This is a genomic window from Acinetobacter sp. CAU_H_S139_7, from assembly GCF_058599305.1.
The window spans coordinates 1,030,101-1,045,275 of sequence record NZ_CM178651.1 but is presented as its reverse complement, the minus strand read 5'-3'; the positions used below and the strand labels follow the sequence as shown (position 1 = coordinate 1,045,275).

Sequence of the window (15,175 nt, the reverse complement as noted above, 5' to 3'; positions counted from 1 at the left end):
GGTATTCTTGTTAGATTGAGTTGTTGAATCACCAAGCATCTGTTGCTGAGCGATTCAACGTATTTTTAATCAATTAAATAAAGCGAATAGGTTTAAATTCTGGTTCAGGCACATGAGAATCACACTCCTCACCTTCTTCTTTATGCCCTTTATCAATATAACCCGTACGTTCTTTTTCAGGAGTATTCTGATGCTCCCAAGCAATAACGGCTTGCATACAAGTTTGACGTTGTTCAGCAGTCAACGCAACGCCATTCGGCCATTTACCAATTTCTACAGCTGTTTTTAAACGCTCAACAATATCGGCATCTAAAATAGAAAGCATCTGTTCAATATTCATGATTTAATCCTGTTGAAAAGAGTCAAAATCTTGGTTCCAACCGAGTTTAGTACGGCATGACATATAAAAATCATAACCCGGTGGATGTAATAAATTCAGTTTAAAGGGGTGCTTACGAATATGTAAGCTATCACCCACATTGAGTGAAACACTGTGTTGACCATCGGCACTGACCATCGGCAAGACACGGTTTTCACGAATCAGAAGCTTAATTTCACTATGACCACCCACCACAATCGGGCGTGAAGACAAAGTATGTGGATGCATCGGTACCAAAGCAATCGCATCCATCCCCGGATGCACGATTGGGCCACCACCTGACAACGAATAAGCGGTTGAACCCGTAGGCGTCGATACAATCAAACCATCACTGTGTTGACGGTAGACATATTGACCATCGATATTGAGTTCGAAGTCAATCATATGCACCGACTTGCCCGAGTGTAATACCACATCGTTTAGCGCAATAGCATCATAAATCGTCTCGCCCTTTGAGCGAATTTCCATTTCCAATAAGAAACGACGATCTAACTGAAACTCACCTTTTAAGACTTGATCGAGCTTAAAAATCACTTCAGTCGGCTTGATGTCGGTTAAAAAACCCAAACGCCCTCGGTTTACACCCATTACAGGGGTATTAAATTTAACCAAGGCACGTGCAGCATGCAGAAGTGAGCCATCTCCGCCCACCACAATCACCAAATCGACCACTTCACCCAGAAGCGCACGACTCACCGTTTGCGTGTTTTTATAAGGAACCAGTTCAGCGGTTTGCGCATCAAAAACGGGATGTAACCCTAAGCTGAGTAGATGATCATGAATAAGACATAAGGTTTCGACAACTGAAGACTTATCTGGACGTCCAATTAAGCCTATGTTTCGAAATGTTTTATGTGAAATTTGCACCTGCAACATCGCTCCGCTACGATTCCCGCCTATCATAACATTATTTATTTAAATTGATTCAAAAACTAAAGTGACTGCTGCTACACGCGGAATTGTCTATATTTCAGTTTGTTCACAGTTTAATTATTGCAAATTAGCGAAAAGCTTCGCATGATTAGCACAATTTCTCAGGATCTTATTCGTATTTATGAAGTCAGAACGTGGCATAGGTTTAATTGCACTGATCTTTTGCATCTTAGTCATTGCAGCATTCTTGGTGTTTAGTATTTATTTAATAAGACTCGACTCCGTTGTACGTGACAAGTTTGAAGGCAAGCGCTGGGATATTCCTGCGAAGGTATTCGCACGCCCGCTCGAAGTGTATACCAATGCCCCTGTCAGTCAGGCTGACTTCACTCAAGAGTTAAAACTTTTGGGCTATAAGTCCTCGGAAAACTATACCAAATCAGGGAACTTTGTCAGTTCTGGCAATGAGCTATATGTACACACTCGTGGCTTTGACTTCGGTGATAGTGTCGAGCCTGAACAAGTGCTTAAAGTCACCTTTGCCAATGAGCAAGTGGCTGAAGTCAGTGCAACTAAACCCTCATCTACAGGGATTGCACGTTTAGAGCCGATGCTGATTGGCGGGATTTATCCGCAGCATAATGAAGACCGTGTCCTGATTAAACTCGACAAAGTCCCTAAGCCTTTAATTGAGGCTTTAATTGCAACAGAAGATCGTAATTTCTATAGTCACCACGGCGTTTCAATTCGTGGTACGGCACGTGCGATTGTGAGTAATGTCACGGGTGGAAAACGTCAAGGTGGTTCAACACTGACCCAACAGTTGGTGAAAAACTTCTACCTCACCCCTGAAAAAACTATTAAGCGTAAAGTAAATGAAGCATTTATGGCTTTATTGGTCGAGTTTCACTATGACAAAGATGAAATCTTAGAAGCCTATCTCAATGAAGTGAACCTCGGGCAAAACGGCAACTATTCTATTAATGGCTATGGTTTGGCTTCGCAGTTTTACTTCGGCATGCCTTTGCGTGAGCTAAATATTGCGCAACAAGCTTATTTGGTGGGTTTGGTACAAGGTCCAACCTTATATAACCCTTGGCGTAACCTAGAAGCTGCAAAAAAGCGTCGTAATATTGTTTTAAACAACATGTTGGTCATGGGCTATCTAACCCAAGAACAATACGAAACTGAAACAGCTCGCCCTTTAAATGTGATAGCCAAACCGACTCTCGGCCCTTCACGTTTCCCAGATTTCTTAGACATTGTACGCCGTCAGTTACGTACCGAATACCAAGAAGGTGATTTGACCAACCAAGGTCTACGCATCTTTACAACGCTCGATCCGATTGCCCAAACCAAAATTCAAGATGCGTTTAAATCGACTGTTAGTCGCTTAAGCCGTGGCTCAAGCCGTCTAAAAGAGCTGCAAGGTGCAGTATTGGTTGCACATCCTGAAAATGGTGAATTGGTCGCAGCTGTTGGTTCAACCCAAGACTTTACTGGTTTTAACCGTGCACTCGATGCCAAACGTCAAGTTGGTTCATTACTTAAACCTGTGATTTACCTCAGTGCGATTCAGTCGGGACGTTACAACTGGGCCAGCCCAATTGAAGACAGTAGCATTAGTATTCAAGCCAATGGTAAAGCATGGACACCTAAGAACTATAGTGGTGGCGAACACGGCGTTGTACCAATGGTACAGGCACTGTCTAATTCATATAACTTGTCAGCAGTTCGCCTTGGTCAAGAGTTTGGTTTATCGACGTTTAGTAACCACTTAAAACGTTTTGGTGTGACCAGTAACATCCCAACCTATCCATCCATTTTCTTGGGTGCGGTAGACATGTCTCCGATGGAAATGCTCAGCATTTATGGCAACTTTGCCACAGGCGGTTTTAAGTATCCGACTAAATCCATTCGTACTGTTGTCGATCAAAATGGTCGCTTACTAACCCGTTATGGCTTAAATGTCCAACAAACCATTGACCCTGCTTCGGCTTATGTCCTGAACTATGGTCTACAACAAGTGATGACCTCAGGGACAGGTCGTTCAGCTTATAACACTTTACCGAACTCACTTCAGCTTGCAGGCAAATCTGGGACCACCAATGACACCCGTGACTCATGGTTTGCCGGTTACTCGGGCAATTATGTTTCTGTGGTTTGGCTAGGTTTAGATGACAACAAACAAACTGGCTTAACAGGTTCTTCAGGCGCGTTGCCAGTGTGGACCAATGTAATGAGCCAGCTGCGTCAAAAACCAGTCAACTTACGCCAACCGGATGATGTGCAATGGCATTGGATTGATCGTGGCACGGGTTATCTTGCTGCTCAAGGTTGTGAGGGCGCAATGTATATTCCCCTCTTGCGAAACACCGTACCACGTAAAGCAACTGCATGTGGCTTACCACATTATCAAGTTGAACCCACTTACAGTCCTGAAACAGATGGTTACCAAGCTACACCTGAACAAGGCGACAGCATAGACAACTATATTCGTGAAAGTGAATCGAACATGCAGCGTAACTTAGAAGATGAGACGCAAGTCATTTCGAGTGGTAGCTATCAACCTGAATAAATAGGACGGATTTAAATTTTGATGTGGTTTAAACGTTTAAGTATCTTAGCAACCATCGTGACTGTGGCAGGCTGTCAAAGCCTCCCACAGCCATCTGAAAAAAAGATACCTGAAAAGCCGACACAGGCGGATAAAGAGCAGAAAACACCCTCAGGGATCACAATTCACCCTTATGACCGTGAAGAAATTCAACGTCAGAAGATTGTGATTCCTGAACAAAAAAGCAAACAACAGTTTGATGATGGGCGACAGCTTCCTGCTTTTAAAAGTCTGATGCAAAAAACACAAACGGCCTATCGCCAAGGCCAGTGGAGTCAAGCACAAAGCTACGCCATGCAAGCACAGCGTTTAGCACCACAGTCGAGTGAGACCTTTTTGTATTTGGCTTTAATTGCCAATCAACAAAAACAACCTGCAAATGCGGAATCGCTTGCACGTCGCGGCTTGAGTTATGCCCAAAGCAATGCCATGAAAAAGCAGCTTTGGAACATTATCTTAAAAGCAGGTCAAATGCAGAAGAATCAGAAAACCATTCAACAAGCCCAAACAGCAATCAAAAGTCTGTCTTAAAAGCACGCTCCGTTAGATGGAGCGCTGCCCTGCTATACCATAAGCGCCATAACTTTGCGCTTTGGCTAAATCAGCTAACTGTAAGCCGCCTAGAGCAAAAATTGGGATATGAATCTCTTCTGCAATCAAACTCAATTGCTCCCAACCCAAAGTTTCACTATTTGGGTGGCTGAGTGTATCAAGTACGGGACTGAGTAAAAGAGCATCACAGCCAATTTCTTGTGCATGTTCAGCACTGCTACGGTCATGACAGGCCGCAATATAACGCTGCCCAACATTCAGTTCCCCTTTACTCAATTGCATCAGTTGAGATTGTTTCAGATGTATGGCCGCAACTGCCTGCTGTTGTAGTGGATTTAAACCTTTCCATAGTTCTATATTGACAATCACCCGTGCCAATTGTTCTACACTCAGTTCTGCAATTTTTAAAATATGTTCAGGAGTAGCAGGCACTCGCCAATACAGCACTTGTTGTTCAGGCAAATCTTTCAACAGATCGATTTGATCTGAAATTTTAATCACGGGTGCAGCATAAAGTCGCTTCAAAATGGCCTGATTAGCTTTTGGAAAGTTAAGATCTTGTAATTCGGCACGCTTGAACCACGCCCATGGTGAGTGAATGTCTGCCAATAGATGATTTGATACTACGGCATGAAATAAATGCAAATTGACAATCACATCGTCATATTCAAACTGAATACAGTCAAAAGCATGCCAATCTTGTATATCAATTCCAACCTCTTCTAACACTTCACGGCGACAAGCTTGCTCAGGCGTTTCACCTGCTTCCACCTTTCCCCCAGGAAATTCGTGCTTATTGCCCTGATGCTGTTCCGCCTGGCGCCAGCCCACCAACACTTTGCCTTGATGTAAAAGGATGGCTATAGCAACTTGAACCAAAGGTTTTGACATAATCAGATTCCATTTCAGATGTGTAGTGTATTGAGTGATTGCATGTAACGATATTGAAGTTTTTTATATTTTCAGCGAGAAAATGTTGACAGCCTCATTCGATAATGATTATCATTTAAATCGTTCAACATATACCACGGAGTCGCCAGAATGAACGCACCATTTAGCTTATTTACTCGTAACGAAACAGCCCATTCTCTACCAATGCTACACTCAAACAACTTATTTGCCCTAGGCCGTGAAATTCGCATTATGCATGCTGGAGAAGAGTATCGTCTACGACTCACTCGCAATAATCGACTCATTCTTACCAAATAAGAACTATAAAAACCCAATAACAATAATCGTGGAAACAAGCAGTATGTCAGCGCGTACTGCTTTTTAATGTCTTTAAGTTTGATCATTTATGCTGTTTTTATCACAGATCACAATCTGCATATCTAAAGCTCAACCCTATTTAACAGCAGTTCCACTTTTAAACCACCTAAGTCGGATAGACTAAATAACAGCTGCCCTGCATGTAAATCGACAATTTTCTGACAAATCGATAAGCCTAAGCCTGAACCTTGTGTTTTTGTACCTAAAGCCCGATAAAAGCGTTCACCTAAACGCTGGATAACTGCTGCATCGACCCCATTTCCGCTATTTTCAATCCTCAGTCTGAGCTGCTGTTTTTCAATCGTGAGATTGACAAAAACTTGTGCCTGCTCGGGGCTATAGCGAATGGCATTGTCGAGCAAATTGCGAAGTGCGCTAAATAAGAGCTGCTCATTGGCCAAGACACAGGCTTGCTCTGCAAGCACCACGTTAATTTTAATCTGTTTTGAGTCAGCAAACGGCTGTAAAGCTTTAATCACGTCCTGCATTAGTAGACTGAAGTCAAACTTAGTCTTCGCCAAGCCCTCCTTTTGCTCAGGGTCTAGACGCGCCAGCAATAACAAATTATCCAACACCTGTACCCCACGACTGACATCTTGCTGGATCGGTTTGAACTCACTTTCAAGTTCAGGGAACTTGCGCTTGAGCACCTGAAGTCGCATTTGTATCGCAGACAGTGGAGAACGTAACTCATGTGAAGCATCCGCGGTAAAGCGCTGCTCTGCCACTAAAGCTTGGTCTAAACGCGCCAACAAGGCATTCAGCTGAGATAGCATCGGTTGCAACTCAATCAGCTCAGGTTCTGGCATAGAAATAGGTGCTAAATCATTGACCGATTTATTTGAAATTTGCTCTGAAACTTGGTGTATCACCCGAAATTTACGTCGAATGGCAAAATGCATCAACAACCACTGTACACACCAGACTAAAAACAACACACCACTGAAAACTAGGATACTTTGCCAAAAGGCATGGAAACGTTCGGACATCGACTGAGTCACTTGAACCTGCAAACCGTGATTATCCTGTGCAGTATAAATACGCCACAGTTTATGCTCTGACCAATAAAAACCATAAGGTGCATCTGAAACCAAACTCAAATGATCAACGGTAATTTTTTCAGGCACATCTTCGGATGCAGTCAAAAGTTGCTGTGCATTATCGAGTCGATAGCGAATATCAAACTCATCACTAAGCTCTGCCAAGGCTTGACCATTGCTGACCGTTAAATCATCTGCCAGCAACATATCGGCCATTTCATCCATGATTTCATCTTGCATAGACATAGTCTGATAAACCGACACCCCCATAAACATCAGCAATGCCAAAAGCCCCGCCAGTATCGAACTGAGGAGCGAACTTTTAACGAGCTGACGCTGCAGTGAAATTGGCTGATCCATTATGTGTCCTGATTCATTCTGTAGCCCAAACCACGAATGGTTTTAATACACTGACTACCGAGTTTTTTTCGTAATTGATAAATAAAGACCTCAATTGCATTACTTTCGATTTCATCACCCCATGCATAAAGACTTTCTTCGAGTTGTTCCCGCGTAACGACATATTCGGGTTTGAGCATCAATTTATGCAAAATTTGAAACTCTTTGGCGGTTAAATTAACAGCTTGACTATTTTGAGTCACACTTTTGGCTTGCGGGTCGAGTTGAATATTGGCATAACTCAATACCTGCGAGCTGCTATGCTGTTGCTGTCGAAGTTGTAAGCGAATTCGAGCAGATAATTCCTCTAGACTAAAAGGTTTGACCAAATAATCATTGGCGCCCAAGTCTAGCCCTTCGACTCGATCTCGAATACTGTCACGCGCTGTTAAAAAAATTACAGGAGTCGATAGGTTCTTGCCACGGACTTTCAGCAAAATGTCATCACCTGTGGCATGCGGCAAACCACGATCTAAAAGCACACAATCATACTGATGCTGTTCAATGGCTAAAATGGCATGGTCGCCCCGTTCCACCCAATCGACACTGTAGCCATCCATTTCAAGCCAAGTTTTAATACTCTCAGCTTGTGAGACGTCATCTTCTGCTAATAATATCCGCACTGCTTAATCTGCCTTATTACTATTGTTTAGATCATGCCGTGAAATGGCTCGAAATACAAAAAACCACAGGGCTAAGATCCAATCGAAGCCCTGTGGTTTTTTAAGAAAGTCCAATCAAAATTGAATTGAGCTTGAACTAGCGTATTTAGAATTTCACCTGATCTACATCAATTTCAACGCGTTTTGCTGGTTTGTAGTCAATATCTACTTCACCGATAATGGTTACAGGTGTTTTAGCCGAAATTGCTTTGCCACCCCATAATTCATCATCAATGTCGACAGTAATTGAACCGGTTTGATCACGGAATTCATACTTCTCATCCCCAATGGCTTTGACCACATAACCTTTTAACTGGACGTGACTGTCATCTTTTAATGTTAACGCATGCTTAACTGTAGTTGGTGTTGAAGCAGCAACTGCCGCTTGGTTCACTGCGGTGTTTGCTACAGCGACAGTGGTTGAGCCAATAACACCTGCAACCAATAACGCTTTCATCATCATATTCATATCCAGTACCTCTATTTAATTGTTCACCTATTCGATGAAGTCATTAAACCAAAGCTAGATGAGCTGAATCTTAAGAAAGCTTCAAGTAATGCATTAAACGCTTAGTTGAGTGGGACAACACGTAACACTTCTTCTAGCGTGGTGACGCCTTCTAAAACTTTACGTGCACCCGCAATTCTTAAAGGCTCAATGCCTTCTTTTTTGGCTTGTTGACGCAGTGCAGTCAAGTCACCATTGGCACCAATCAGTTGCTTGGCTTCTAAACTCACCGGCATAAATTCATAAATACCGACTCGTCCTTTATAACCCGTTTGCCGACACTCTTCACATCCTACTGCGGTAAAGACTTTTTCAGGCATTTCCATGATGTAATCAAAAGTCAGATGCTCCCATTCTTGGCTGTTGATTTGCTTTTCAACTTTACAATGTGGACATAGATGACGTACCAGACGCTGTGCCAATACCCCTAAAATGGTTGCCGCGGTTAAAAACGGTTGTACGCCCAAATCATGCAAACGCGTTAGACTGGAAGGTGCATCATTGGTGTGCAGAGTTGACAACACCAAATGTCCTGTAAGTGCGGCCTGAATCGCCATATTGGCCGTATCATGGTCACGAATCTCACCGACCATAATAATGTCGGGGTCTTGACGCATCAGCGCGCGAACACCATCAGCAAAACCAAGATCAATACCTGTATTCACCTGCATTTGGTTAAAACTCGGTTCTAACATTTCAATCGGGTCTTCAATGGTACAGACGTTCACCTGTTCCGTAGCCAATTGTTTCAAAGAAGAATAAAGCGTGGTGGTTTTGCCTGAACCTGTTGGCCCTGTTACTAAAATAATGCCGTGACTATGCGAAGTCAGCGCTTGCCAATTACTGAGCAAATGCCCTTCAAAACCCAACTGCTGAAAACTGCGCACTAGAACTTCAGGGTCAAAAATACGCATCACCAACTTTTCACCAAAAGCAGTCGGTAAAGTCGAAAGACGCAGTTCTGTTTCTTGCCCTTTCGGTGTCCGTGTTTTTAAACGTCCATCTTGTGGTTTACGTTTCTCTGCCACGTTCATTCGACCTAAAATTTTAATCCGCGAAATCACTGCGGTTAAAGTATTGGCTGGCATGTTATAAATCGTATGCAATACCCCATCAATACGGAAACGAACTTTGCCGTTGTCTTTACGTGGTTCTAAGTGAATATCACTGGCACCTTGCTCAAAAGCAAACTGTAAAACCCAGTCAACTAATTTAACAATGTGTTGGTCATTGGCATCTGGATTTTGACTATCGCCCAACTGTAAAAGTGCCTCAACACCTTTATTATCACGGTCATAGCTCCCAGACTTCTGGGAGTTACTGACAGCACGGCTCACCTGATAATACTCGACCATATAGCGCTGTAATTGTTCAGGGCTAAGTAATACACGCTGGATTTTTTTCGGTGCAACATTCTGCTCCAAATTTGCAATCCAATCTTTCATATAGGGCTGATCTGTTGCAATCAACACTTGATTGGCCTGAACTTCAACTGCCAAGATTTTATTGCGGAAGGCGAATTCTTGAGACATCACCGAAGTCAACGCTTGCACATCGGCTTTGAGTGGATCAATCACATAAAACGGTAATTGGGTCTTTTCGGCTAACCATTGACACAGCCGATTTAATGTCAGTCTCGACTGTGGATGCGACTGATCCACCAGATTAAAATGAGCAATCCACTGTAGTGGATGCCACTTCAATTGATCGCGTTGACGGTGCGAGGTTTGTACTAGATTTTTTTCTTTTTCAGTAATTCGCCCATCTTTAAAGAGTTGATCTAAGCACCAAGTGGTATCAATTTCAAAATTAAAATTCATTGTTATACGTCCCCAAACATAACCCCACTATAGCAAGATTTTCTGTATTCATTCGCACAAAGCATAAGCAAATCCCACAAATATTGAGGAGTAGCCAAGCTCATAAATATAATCACGAATTTACTCACAAATCTTGCTCTTTTAACTTGAATCCACCTTCAGCATTCGCCTATATTTTAGACAGATCATTAGCTTTTGTGAGATAGGCTTGGACTTCAGCGCAATTTCCATCAACAGCTTGGCTTTATCTGAGGTCCTCATCACCTTGGCTTCAGCATTAGGCTGTGGCCTATTGATTGGTTTAGAACGTGAACGAAGTAAACAACGTGAAAACCAACAGAGCTTTGCAGGACTACGCTCCTTTGCCATTTGTGCACTCCTCGGTGCTATTTGTTTTTTATTTGGTGTCAATATTGGCATTGTCGGTGCGCTGATCATCGGCGGCATAGTTATATTTTCAATGAAAAACCAAATAGAAGATTTGGGTTCAACCACCGAACTTGCCTTTGTCATGACTTATTTTATCGGGGCGATGTGCTTATGGAATACCCCCCTTGCTGCGGGTTTAGCCGTGCTCCTGACCATTATTTTAATGACCAAACATCCGATGCACAGCATTGCGGGGAAATGGATTACTGAGGCAGAGTTTAAAGACGGTATCTTTCTCCTAGCGTTGATTTTAATTGCCTTGCCCTTAACGCCGAATACGCCTTTATGGGGTGCTGTGTTGAATCCCTATATTATTTTAAAATTAGTTACACTCATTCTTGCTGTTCAAGCGCTTGCACATATTGCCAAACGACTGCTGAGCACTAAAAATGCCATGATTTTATCGGCAATCGCTTCAGGATTTGTATCCAGTACAGCGACTGTTGCCAGCTTAGGTATGGAAGTACGTGCAGGTCGAGCACTCGCCAAACCCAATGCAGGTGCAGCACTCATGTCCTGTATTGCCACTTTGTTACAATTGCTGATTATCGTCGCTGGTGTAAGTATGCCTTGGCTCAAGACCATACTGATTCCGACCCTTGTGGCAAGTGTCCTTTTAGGGATCTGTGCCTACATGTTGGTACGATCTGTGCCTGCGCAAGAACAACATCAACCCACTGATTCACGCATGTTTAGCCTAAAAGAGGCTGGCATTATTGCTCTGACTTTGACGTTCATCCAAGCGGGTGTGTATGGACTCAACCTTTGGCTGGGAGATGCAGGTTTAATCGCTGGGACTTTACTGGCTTCTTTGTTTGAAATTCATGCAGCGATGGCAACTGTGGTCATGCAAGGAGCACCAGCAGACACGGCAGCAATGTCTGCATTTATCTTAGGTTTGGCTGCACACGCTGTTGCTAAATCCGTTAATGCCGCCTTAACAGGTGGTCAACAATACTTTATTGCTTTTGCCCCAATTCAGATTTTGCATATGATGGTTTTGATTGGGCTGTTGTATTGGAGCTTCTCTCTTTAAGACTCTCATTCTACGGCCGTGATATTCACTGTAGTTTCACCCACTGTAAAAGCGATATCAACAGCAGCAAATTTCATTTTATATACCCGTGCTTCATCATCCTGATACGCCGGTCTAGGATCTAAAGATAAAACGGCTTCAAGCTCTTGTACGGTCTGTACAGACAATTTCCCACTCATCAAGAGCTGCTGCTTCTGCTCGATTGCTCGATCCGACCACATCACCGATTTACGTTTAGGTTCATCTTGCGCATAGCCACTTTCCGCATCTATAACTGCATCTGAGTAGTGAATATAAGGTTTAATATCAACAATTGGGGTGCCATCTAGTAAATCACTTCCTGTGACATACAGCCGAACCGACTTCCCTTCTTTTTTAACGTACTTGAGCTTTACCACCGATAGACCAATCGGTGAAGGACGATACATACTACGCGTAGCAAACACCCCTATTTTTTTATTCCCTCCTAAGCGTGGTGGACGAACTTGTGGGCGAAACTGGGTTTTTTCTGGATTTTTATTGTCATGAAACTGCCACACCAACCATAAATGACTAAATGCCTCAATTCCTTCAAAGGCCAGAACATCATTATAGGGTGCTAGCATTTCAATATACGATTCCACTTGAACCAAATTAGGCTGACGAGGAATACCAAACTTTTCCTTATAAGAAGAGTGCATATAGCCAATAATTGGCAAGGTTAACTCAGTCATCATCACTTTTTCTAATAAGCTCAATTAAATATATTCAGTTTATCGAGAATGATTTTAGATTAGAATAGCAACCTGTTCTAATTTGATAATTTATTGAGACCTTTAATGGCTGCTTTCAACGTCGAAAAGATTACTCACGTCCACCATTGGAATGATACTTTATTCTCTTTTAAAACGACGCGCGACACTGCTCTACGTTTTAAAAACGGTCAATTTGTGATGATCGGCCTTGAAGTAAATGGCAAACCGTTAATGCGTGCTTATTCTATTGCTAGCGCAAACTACGAAGAAGAACTTGAGTTTTTCTCAATTAAAGTTCCTGATGGCCCGTTAACCTCTATTTTACAAAAAGTTAAAGTGGGCGACGAAATTTTGGTATCTAAAAAGCCTACTGGAACTTTAGTGCTTGATGACTTAAACCCAGGTAAAAACTTATACCTGCTTTCTTCTGGTACAGGTCTTGCACCGTTCTTGGCAACCATTCGTGACCCTGAAACCTATGAACGTTTTGAGAAAGTGATTGTGGTTCATGGTACACGCTTCATTTCTGAGTTGGCTTACCAAGACCTCATTTTAGACGAACTTCCGAACAATGAGTTCTTTGAAGAATTAGGCATTAAAGACAAATTGGTTTACTACCCAACGGTTACTCGTGAAGACTATCCAAACCAAGGTCGTGTCACAACTGTGATTGAAACTGGCGAGATTTTTGAGAAGATCGGTTTACCACGTTTCAACCCAGAAACGGATCGTGCAATGCTTTGCGGTAGCCCTGCATTCCTCGATGACGTTGCTGCACTTCTAGACCAACATGGTTTAAAAGAATCGCCACGTATGGGTGTACTTGGTGACTACGTGATTGAACGTGCATTCGTTGAAAAATAAGATCGTATAAATATATTAAAAAACCGAAGCTTAGGCTTCGGTTTTTTATTTACTCTACGCATAGTTTTATCTAATATTAAAAAAAATAACAAATCTAGAATTCAAACCCATGACCTTTCCAGAACTCAAATTTAAAGACTATTTACATCCAAAACCCAAGCCCAGCGGCCTCGATGTACAGTGCAAACTCCAGCATTTTGCCCTCATTACTTATGCCGTTGACCCAGCTCGTTTTAAAGAGATCATTCCAGCACGGTTTAAGTTAGACACGGTCCAGTACCAAGGCAAACAACATGCACTGATGTCGGTAGTGCCCTTCATCGATGTCGATTTCAGCTCTGCGGTTTATCCTTTTCCAAAATTCACTATGGGGCAAACCAATTATCGAGTCTACGTGATTGATCAGGAAACACAGGAACGTTGTGTTTGGTTTTTAGGAACAACTTTGGACTCTTGGACGCTAATCGTTCCTCGTTATGTCTGGCAACTACCGTGGCATCCAGCACAGATTGAGTTTGATTGCCAGCAAGATGCAGAGGGTCGATATACACAATATAAAATGCGTACCCAATCGGCATGGGCCACTTCAGATGTGCATTTGTCTCAGTCCGAACATGACCAATGGCATTTTGAAGGCTTTCCCAATTTAGAAAGTTATCAGGTCTTCTTGACTCATCCTTTGGCAGGATTTTACCATCGCCGCGATGGAAAACTCGGCAGCTATCGTGTGTGGCATGGTCGCTTAAATCCGAAACCTGCAACGCTGCATTACGCTCGTTTTGAACTTTTAGCAAGGCTCAATCTTGTATGCTATGAAGATCAGCTCAAACCCTATAGTGTTCTGATTGAACCAATCAATGAATTCACCATTTATTTACCGCCGAGTTGTCTTAATTACTCGGGTAAATAGTGCAATAAATAATGAATACCCTACATATTTTAAGGAATATTAAGCATAATGAATAAATTTCAGCTAAGATAATGAGAGATTGGTTGTTTTTCTCCACAAATTCTCTATAATTCAACAAAACAGACAAGTCTGTCTATTTTTGCTGAAATACTGAATGACCGAAAACATTCAGAGGGTACAAAAAATATAAGAAGGCACATTAAGTTGCTCATATTCATATCATGCTTTATTGTAAAATAATGTGCGATATGGAACATAATCATTATCAGCAAAGCGCGATAACCTAACCGTTATCGCGCTTATTTATTTGCACTTGATTTATTTAAAATGTATTTAAGCCAGCAAGATAATGTGTATTGAGTTAAACTTAAAATCAAAGTTTATATATTAAGTAGCCGAGAGTTCCATTTGAATTAAAGTATTCACACGCTTCCAATAATCTTCCAAATGCACTTGGTTCGGATCGATTTGCGCTTGTATGGTCATGCCATCCAAAATACTCGATAAAAAAGCCGCCAACTGTTCATCCTGCTTCACACCTAGACGATTCAAAGCCTGACATAACTTGCCTTTTAACCATTCTTTATAATCAATTGCAGGCTGTAGCGAAGAAGGATAAATTTTTGAAATTTCTTCAACTGCCTTTTGGAACATACAACCATTAAAATCCGCGCTATGAAACCAAGCATGGTACCATTCAAAAATTGCACGAATATGGGAGAGATAATCACTTGGGTCACATGCAGCAATCGTCGCTTCAAGCGACTGCTGTAAATTTTGGTTTCTTGTCACTAAGCATTCTTCAATTAATTTAGCTTTAGATGGGAAGTATTTGTAAAACGTCATTTTAGCAACGCCAGACTCGCTAATAATCCGATCCACACCGATAGAATTATAACTATGTGAGTTAAAGAGATTAAGCGCTGTGTTAATGATGTCTTCTTTTTTTGACATTTATTTTACCTGATGCACAAAACTTTAAAATTAAGCCATTAACCCAAAAGAACAGCACATGAAAACGAAATACATCGATTGAAGACGATATTATATATCAAATTTAGATCAACACCGTTTTTTTATAAG

The 15,175-nt window shown here is 42.0% G+C and carries 15 protein-coding genes; 6 read left to right on the top strand and 9 right to left on the bottom strand.

Going from position 1 to position 15,175, the window contains the following annotated elements:
- Positions 1–73: 73 nt before the first annotated feature.
- Positions 74–340 (bottom strand): YeaC family protein, encoded by a 267-nt coding sequence (locus tag AC4MC0_RS05160; RefSeq protein WP_058869973.1) that lies wholly within the window; start codon positions 338–340, stop codon positions 74–76.
- Between the two features lie 3 nt (positions 341–343).
- On the bottom strand, positions 344–1,282 hold the full coding sequence (locus AC4MC0_RS05155) for an NAD(+) kinase (RefSeq protein WP_004696112.1): 939 nt from the start codon (positions 1,280–1,282) through the stop codon (positions 344–346).
- A gap of 151 nt (positions 1,283–1,433) precedes the next feature.
- On the opposite strand from AC4MC0_RS05155, the gene mrcB reads away from it, so the two are divergent.
- Together mrcB and AC4MC0_RS05145 are read left to right on the top strand one after the other, a co-directional pair.
- Positions 1,434–3,830: a penicillin-binding protein 1B gene (gene mrcB, locus AC4MC0_RS05150; protein ID WP_491887317.1), complete on the top strand. Its 2,397-nt coding sequence runs from the start codon at positions 1,434–1,436 to the stop codon at positions 3,828–3,830.
- Between the two features lie 21 nt (positions 3,831–3,851).
- The gene (locus AC4MC0_RS05145) at positions 3,852–4,400 is read left to right on the top strand and encodes a tetratricopeptide repeat protein (RefSeq protein ID WP_491887316.1); all 549 of its coding nucleotides are present in this window, start codon (positions 3,852–3,854) and stop codon (positions 4,398–4,400) included.
- Positions 4,401–4,412: 12 nt separating this feature from the next.
- Here the strand turns inward: AC4MC0_RS05145 and AC4MC0_RS05140 are convergent, their stop codons facing one another.
- Complete coding sequence (locus tag AC4MC0_RS05140; RefSeq protein WP_491887315.1) at positions 4,413–5,312, bottom strand: NUDIX domain-containing protein; 900 nt, start codon at positions 5,310–5,312, stop codon at positions 4,413–4,415.
- A 150-nt stretch (positions 5,313–5,462) separates the two neighbouring features.
- Here AC4MC0_RS05140 and hemP point away from each other — a divergent pair, with 150 nt between their 5' ends.
- Positions 5,463–5,630: a hemin uptake protein HemP gene (gene hemP, locus AC4MC0_RS05135; RefSeq protein WP_004696105.1), complete on the top strand. Its 168-nt coding sequence runs from the start codon at positions 5,463–5,465 to the stop codon at positions 5,628–5,630.
- Positions 5,631–5,752: 122 nt separating this feature from the next.
- On the opposite strand, the gene AC4MC0_RS05130 is transcribed toward hemP, so the two are convergent.
- The 4 genes from AC4MC0_RS05130 to tfpB form a co-directional block, all read right to left on the bottom strand.
- Complete coding sequence (locus tag AC4MC0_RS05130; RefSeq protein WP_491887314.1) at positions 5,753–7,090, bottom strand: sensor histidine kinase; 1,338 nt, start codon at positions 7,088–7,090, stop codon at positions 5,753–5,755.
- The gene (locus tag AC4MC0_RS05125) at positions 7,090–7,752 is read right to left on the bottom strand and encodes a response regulator transcription factor (protein ID WP_491887313.1); all 663 of its coding nucleotides are present in this window, start codon (positions 7,750–7,752) and stop codon (positions 7,090–7,092) included. The genes AC4MC0_RS05130 and AC4MC0_RS05125 overlap by 1 nt, the downstream gene beginning before the upstream one ends.
- 145 nt (positions 7,753–7,897) lie before the next feature.
- On the bottom strand, positions 7,898–8,260 hold the full coding sequence (locus AC4MC0_RS05120; RefSeq protein WP_004696098.1) for a NirD/YgiW/YdeI family stress tolerance protein: 363 nt from the start codon (positions 8,258–8,260) through the stop codon (positions 7,898–7,900).
- 101 nt (positions 8,261–8,361) lie between these two features.
- A complete protein-coding gene (gene tfpB, locus AC4MC0_RS05115; RefSeq protein ID WP_159151648.1) occupies positions 8,362–10,119 on the bottom strand; it encodes a type IV pilus assembly ATPase TfpB in 1,758 nt (585 codons plus the stop codon).
- A 208-nt stretch (positions 10,120–10,327) separates the two neighbouring features.
- On the opposite strand from tfpB, the gene AC4MC0_RS05110 reads away from it, so the two are divergent.
- Positions 10,328–11,584, top strand: a complete 1,257-nt coding sequence (locus AC4MC0_RS05110; RefSeq protein WP_159151647.1) for an MgtC/SapB family protein — start codon at positions 10,328–10,330, stop codon at positions 11,582–11,584.
- A 5-nt stretch (positions 11,585–11,589) separates the two neighbouring features.
- On the opposite strand, the gene tsaA is transcribed toward AC4MC0_RS05110, so the two are convergent.
- Positions 11,590–12,300, bottom strand: a complete 711-nt coding sequence (gene tsaA / locus AC4MC0_RS05105) for a tRNA (N6-threonylcarbamoyladenosine(37)-N6)-methyltransferase TrmO (RefSeq protein ID WP_159151646.1) — start codon at positions 12,298–12,300, stop codon at positions 11,590–11,592.
- Positions 12,301–12,402: 102 nt separating this feature from the next.
- Here tsaA and AC4MC0_RS05100 point away from each other — a divergent pair, with 102 nt between their 5' ends.
- Together AC4MC0_RS05100 and AC4MC0_RS05095 are read left to right on the top strand one after the other, a co-directional pair.
- Positions 12,403–13,182 carry a ferredoxin--NADP reductase gene (locus tag AC4MC0_RS05100; protein WP_004982408.1) on the top strand — a complete coding sequence of 260 codons (780 nt, stop codon included), beginning with the start codon at positions 12,403–12,405 and terminating at the stop codon, positions 13,180–13,182.
- A 109-nt stretch (positions 13,183–13,291) separates the two neighbouring features.
- Complete coding sequence (locus AC4MC0_RS05095) at positions 13,292–14,092, top strand: DUF2071 domain-containing protein (protein ID WP_491887312.1); 801 nt, start codon at positions 13,292–13,294, stop codon at positions 14,090–14,092.
- 387 nt (positions 14,093–14,479) lie between these two features.
- On the opposite strand, the gene AC4MC0_RS05090 is transcribed toward AC4MC0_RS05095, so the two are convergent.
- On the bottom strand, positions 14,480–15,046 hold the full coding sequence (locus tag AC4MC0_RS05090) for a TetR/AcrR family transcriptional regulator (RefSeq protein WP_491887311.1): 567 nt from the start codon (positions 15,044–15,046) through the stop codon (positions 14,480–14,482).
- Between the last annotated feature and the right edge of the window lie 129 nt (positions 15,047–15,175).

Coding starts and splice junctions, on each gene's coding strand:
- AC4MC0_RS05160 (WP_058869973.1), bottom strand. CDS start 340: ATGAATATTGAACAGATGCTTTCTATTTTAGATGCCGATATTGTTGAG.
- AC4MC0_RS05155 (WP_004696112.1), bottom strand. CDS start 1,282: ATGATAGGCGGGAATCGTAGCGGAGCGATGTTGCAGGTGCAAATTTCA.
- mrcB (WP_491887317.1), top strand. CDS start 1,434: ATGAAGTCAGAACGTGGCATAGGTTTAATTGCACTGATCTTTTGCATC.
- AC4MC0_RS05145 (WP_491887316.1), top strand. CDS start 3,852: ATGTGGTTTAAACGTTTAAGTATCTTAGCAACCATCGTGACTGTGGCA.
- AC4MC0_RS05140 (WP_491887315.1), bottom strand. CDS start 5,312: ATGTCAAAACCTTTGGTTCAAGTTGCTATAGCCATCCTTTTACATCAA.
- hemP (WP_004696105.1), top strand. CDS start 5,463: ATGAACGCACCATTTAGCTTATTTACTCGTAACGAAACAGCCCATTCT.
- AC4MC0_RS05130 (WP_491887314.1), bottom strand. CDS start 7,090: ATGGATCAGCCAATTTCACTGCAGCGTCAGCTCGTTAAAAGTTCGCTC.
- AC4MC0_RS05120 (WP_004696098.1), bottom strand. CDS start 8,260: ATGAATATGATGATGAAAGCGTTATTGGTTGCAGGTGTTATTGGCTCA.
- tfpB (WP_159151648.1), bottom strand. CDS start 10,119: ATGAATTTTAATTTTGAAATTGATACCACTTGGTGCTTAGATCAACTC.
- tsaA (WP_159151646.1), bottom strand. CDS start 12,300: ATGATGACTGAGTTAACCTTGCCAATTATTGGCTATATGCACTCTTCT.
- AC4MC0_RS05100 (WP_004982408.1), top strand. CDS start 12,403: ATGGCTGCTTTCAACGTCGAAAAGATTACTCACGTCCACCATTGGAAT.
- AC4MC0_RS05095 (WP_491887312.1), top strand. CDS start 13,292: ATGACCTTTCCAGAACTCAAATTTAAAGACTATTTACATCCAAAACCC.
- AC4MC0_RS05090 (WP_491887311.1), bottom strand. CDS start 15,046: ATGTCAAAAAAAGAAGACATCATTAACACAGCGCTTAATCTCTTTAAC.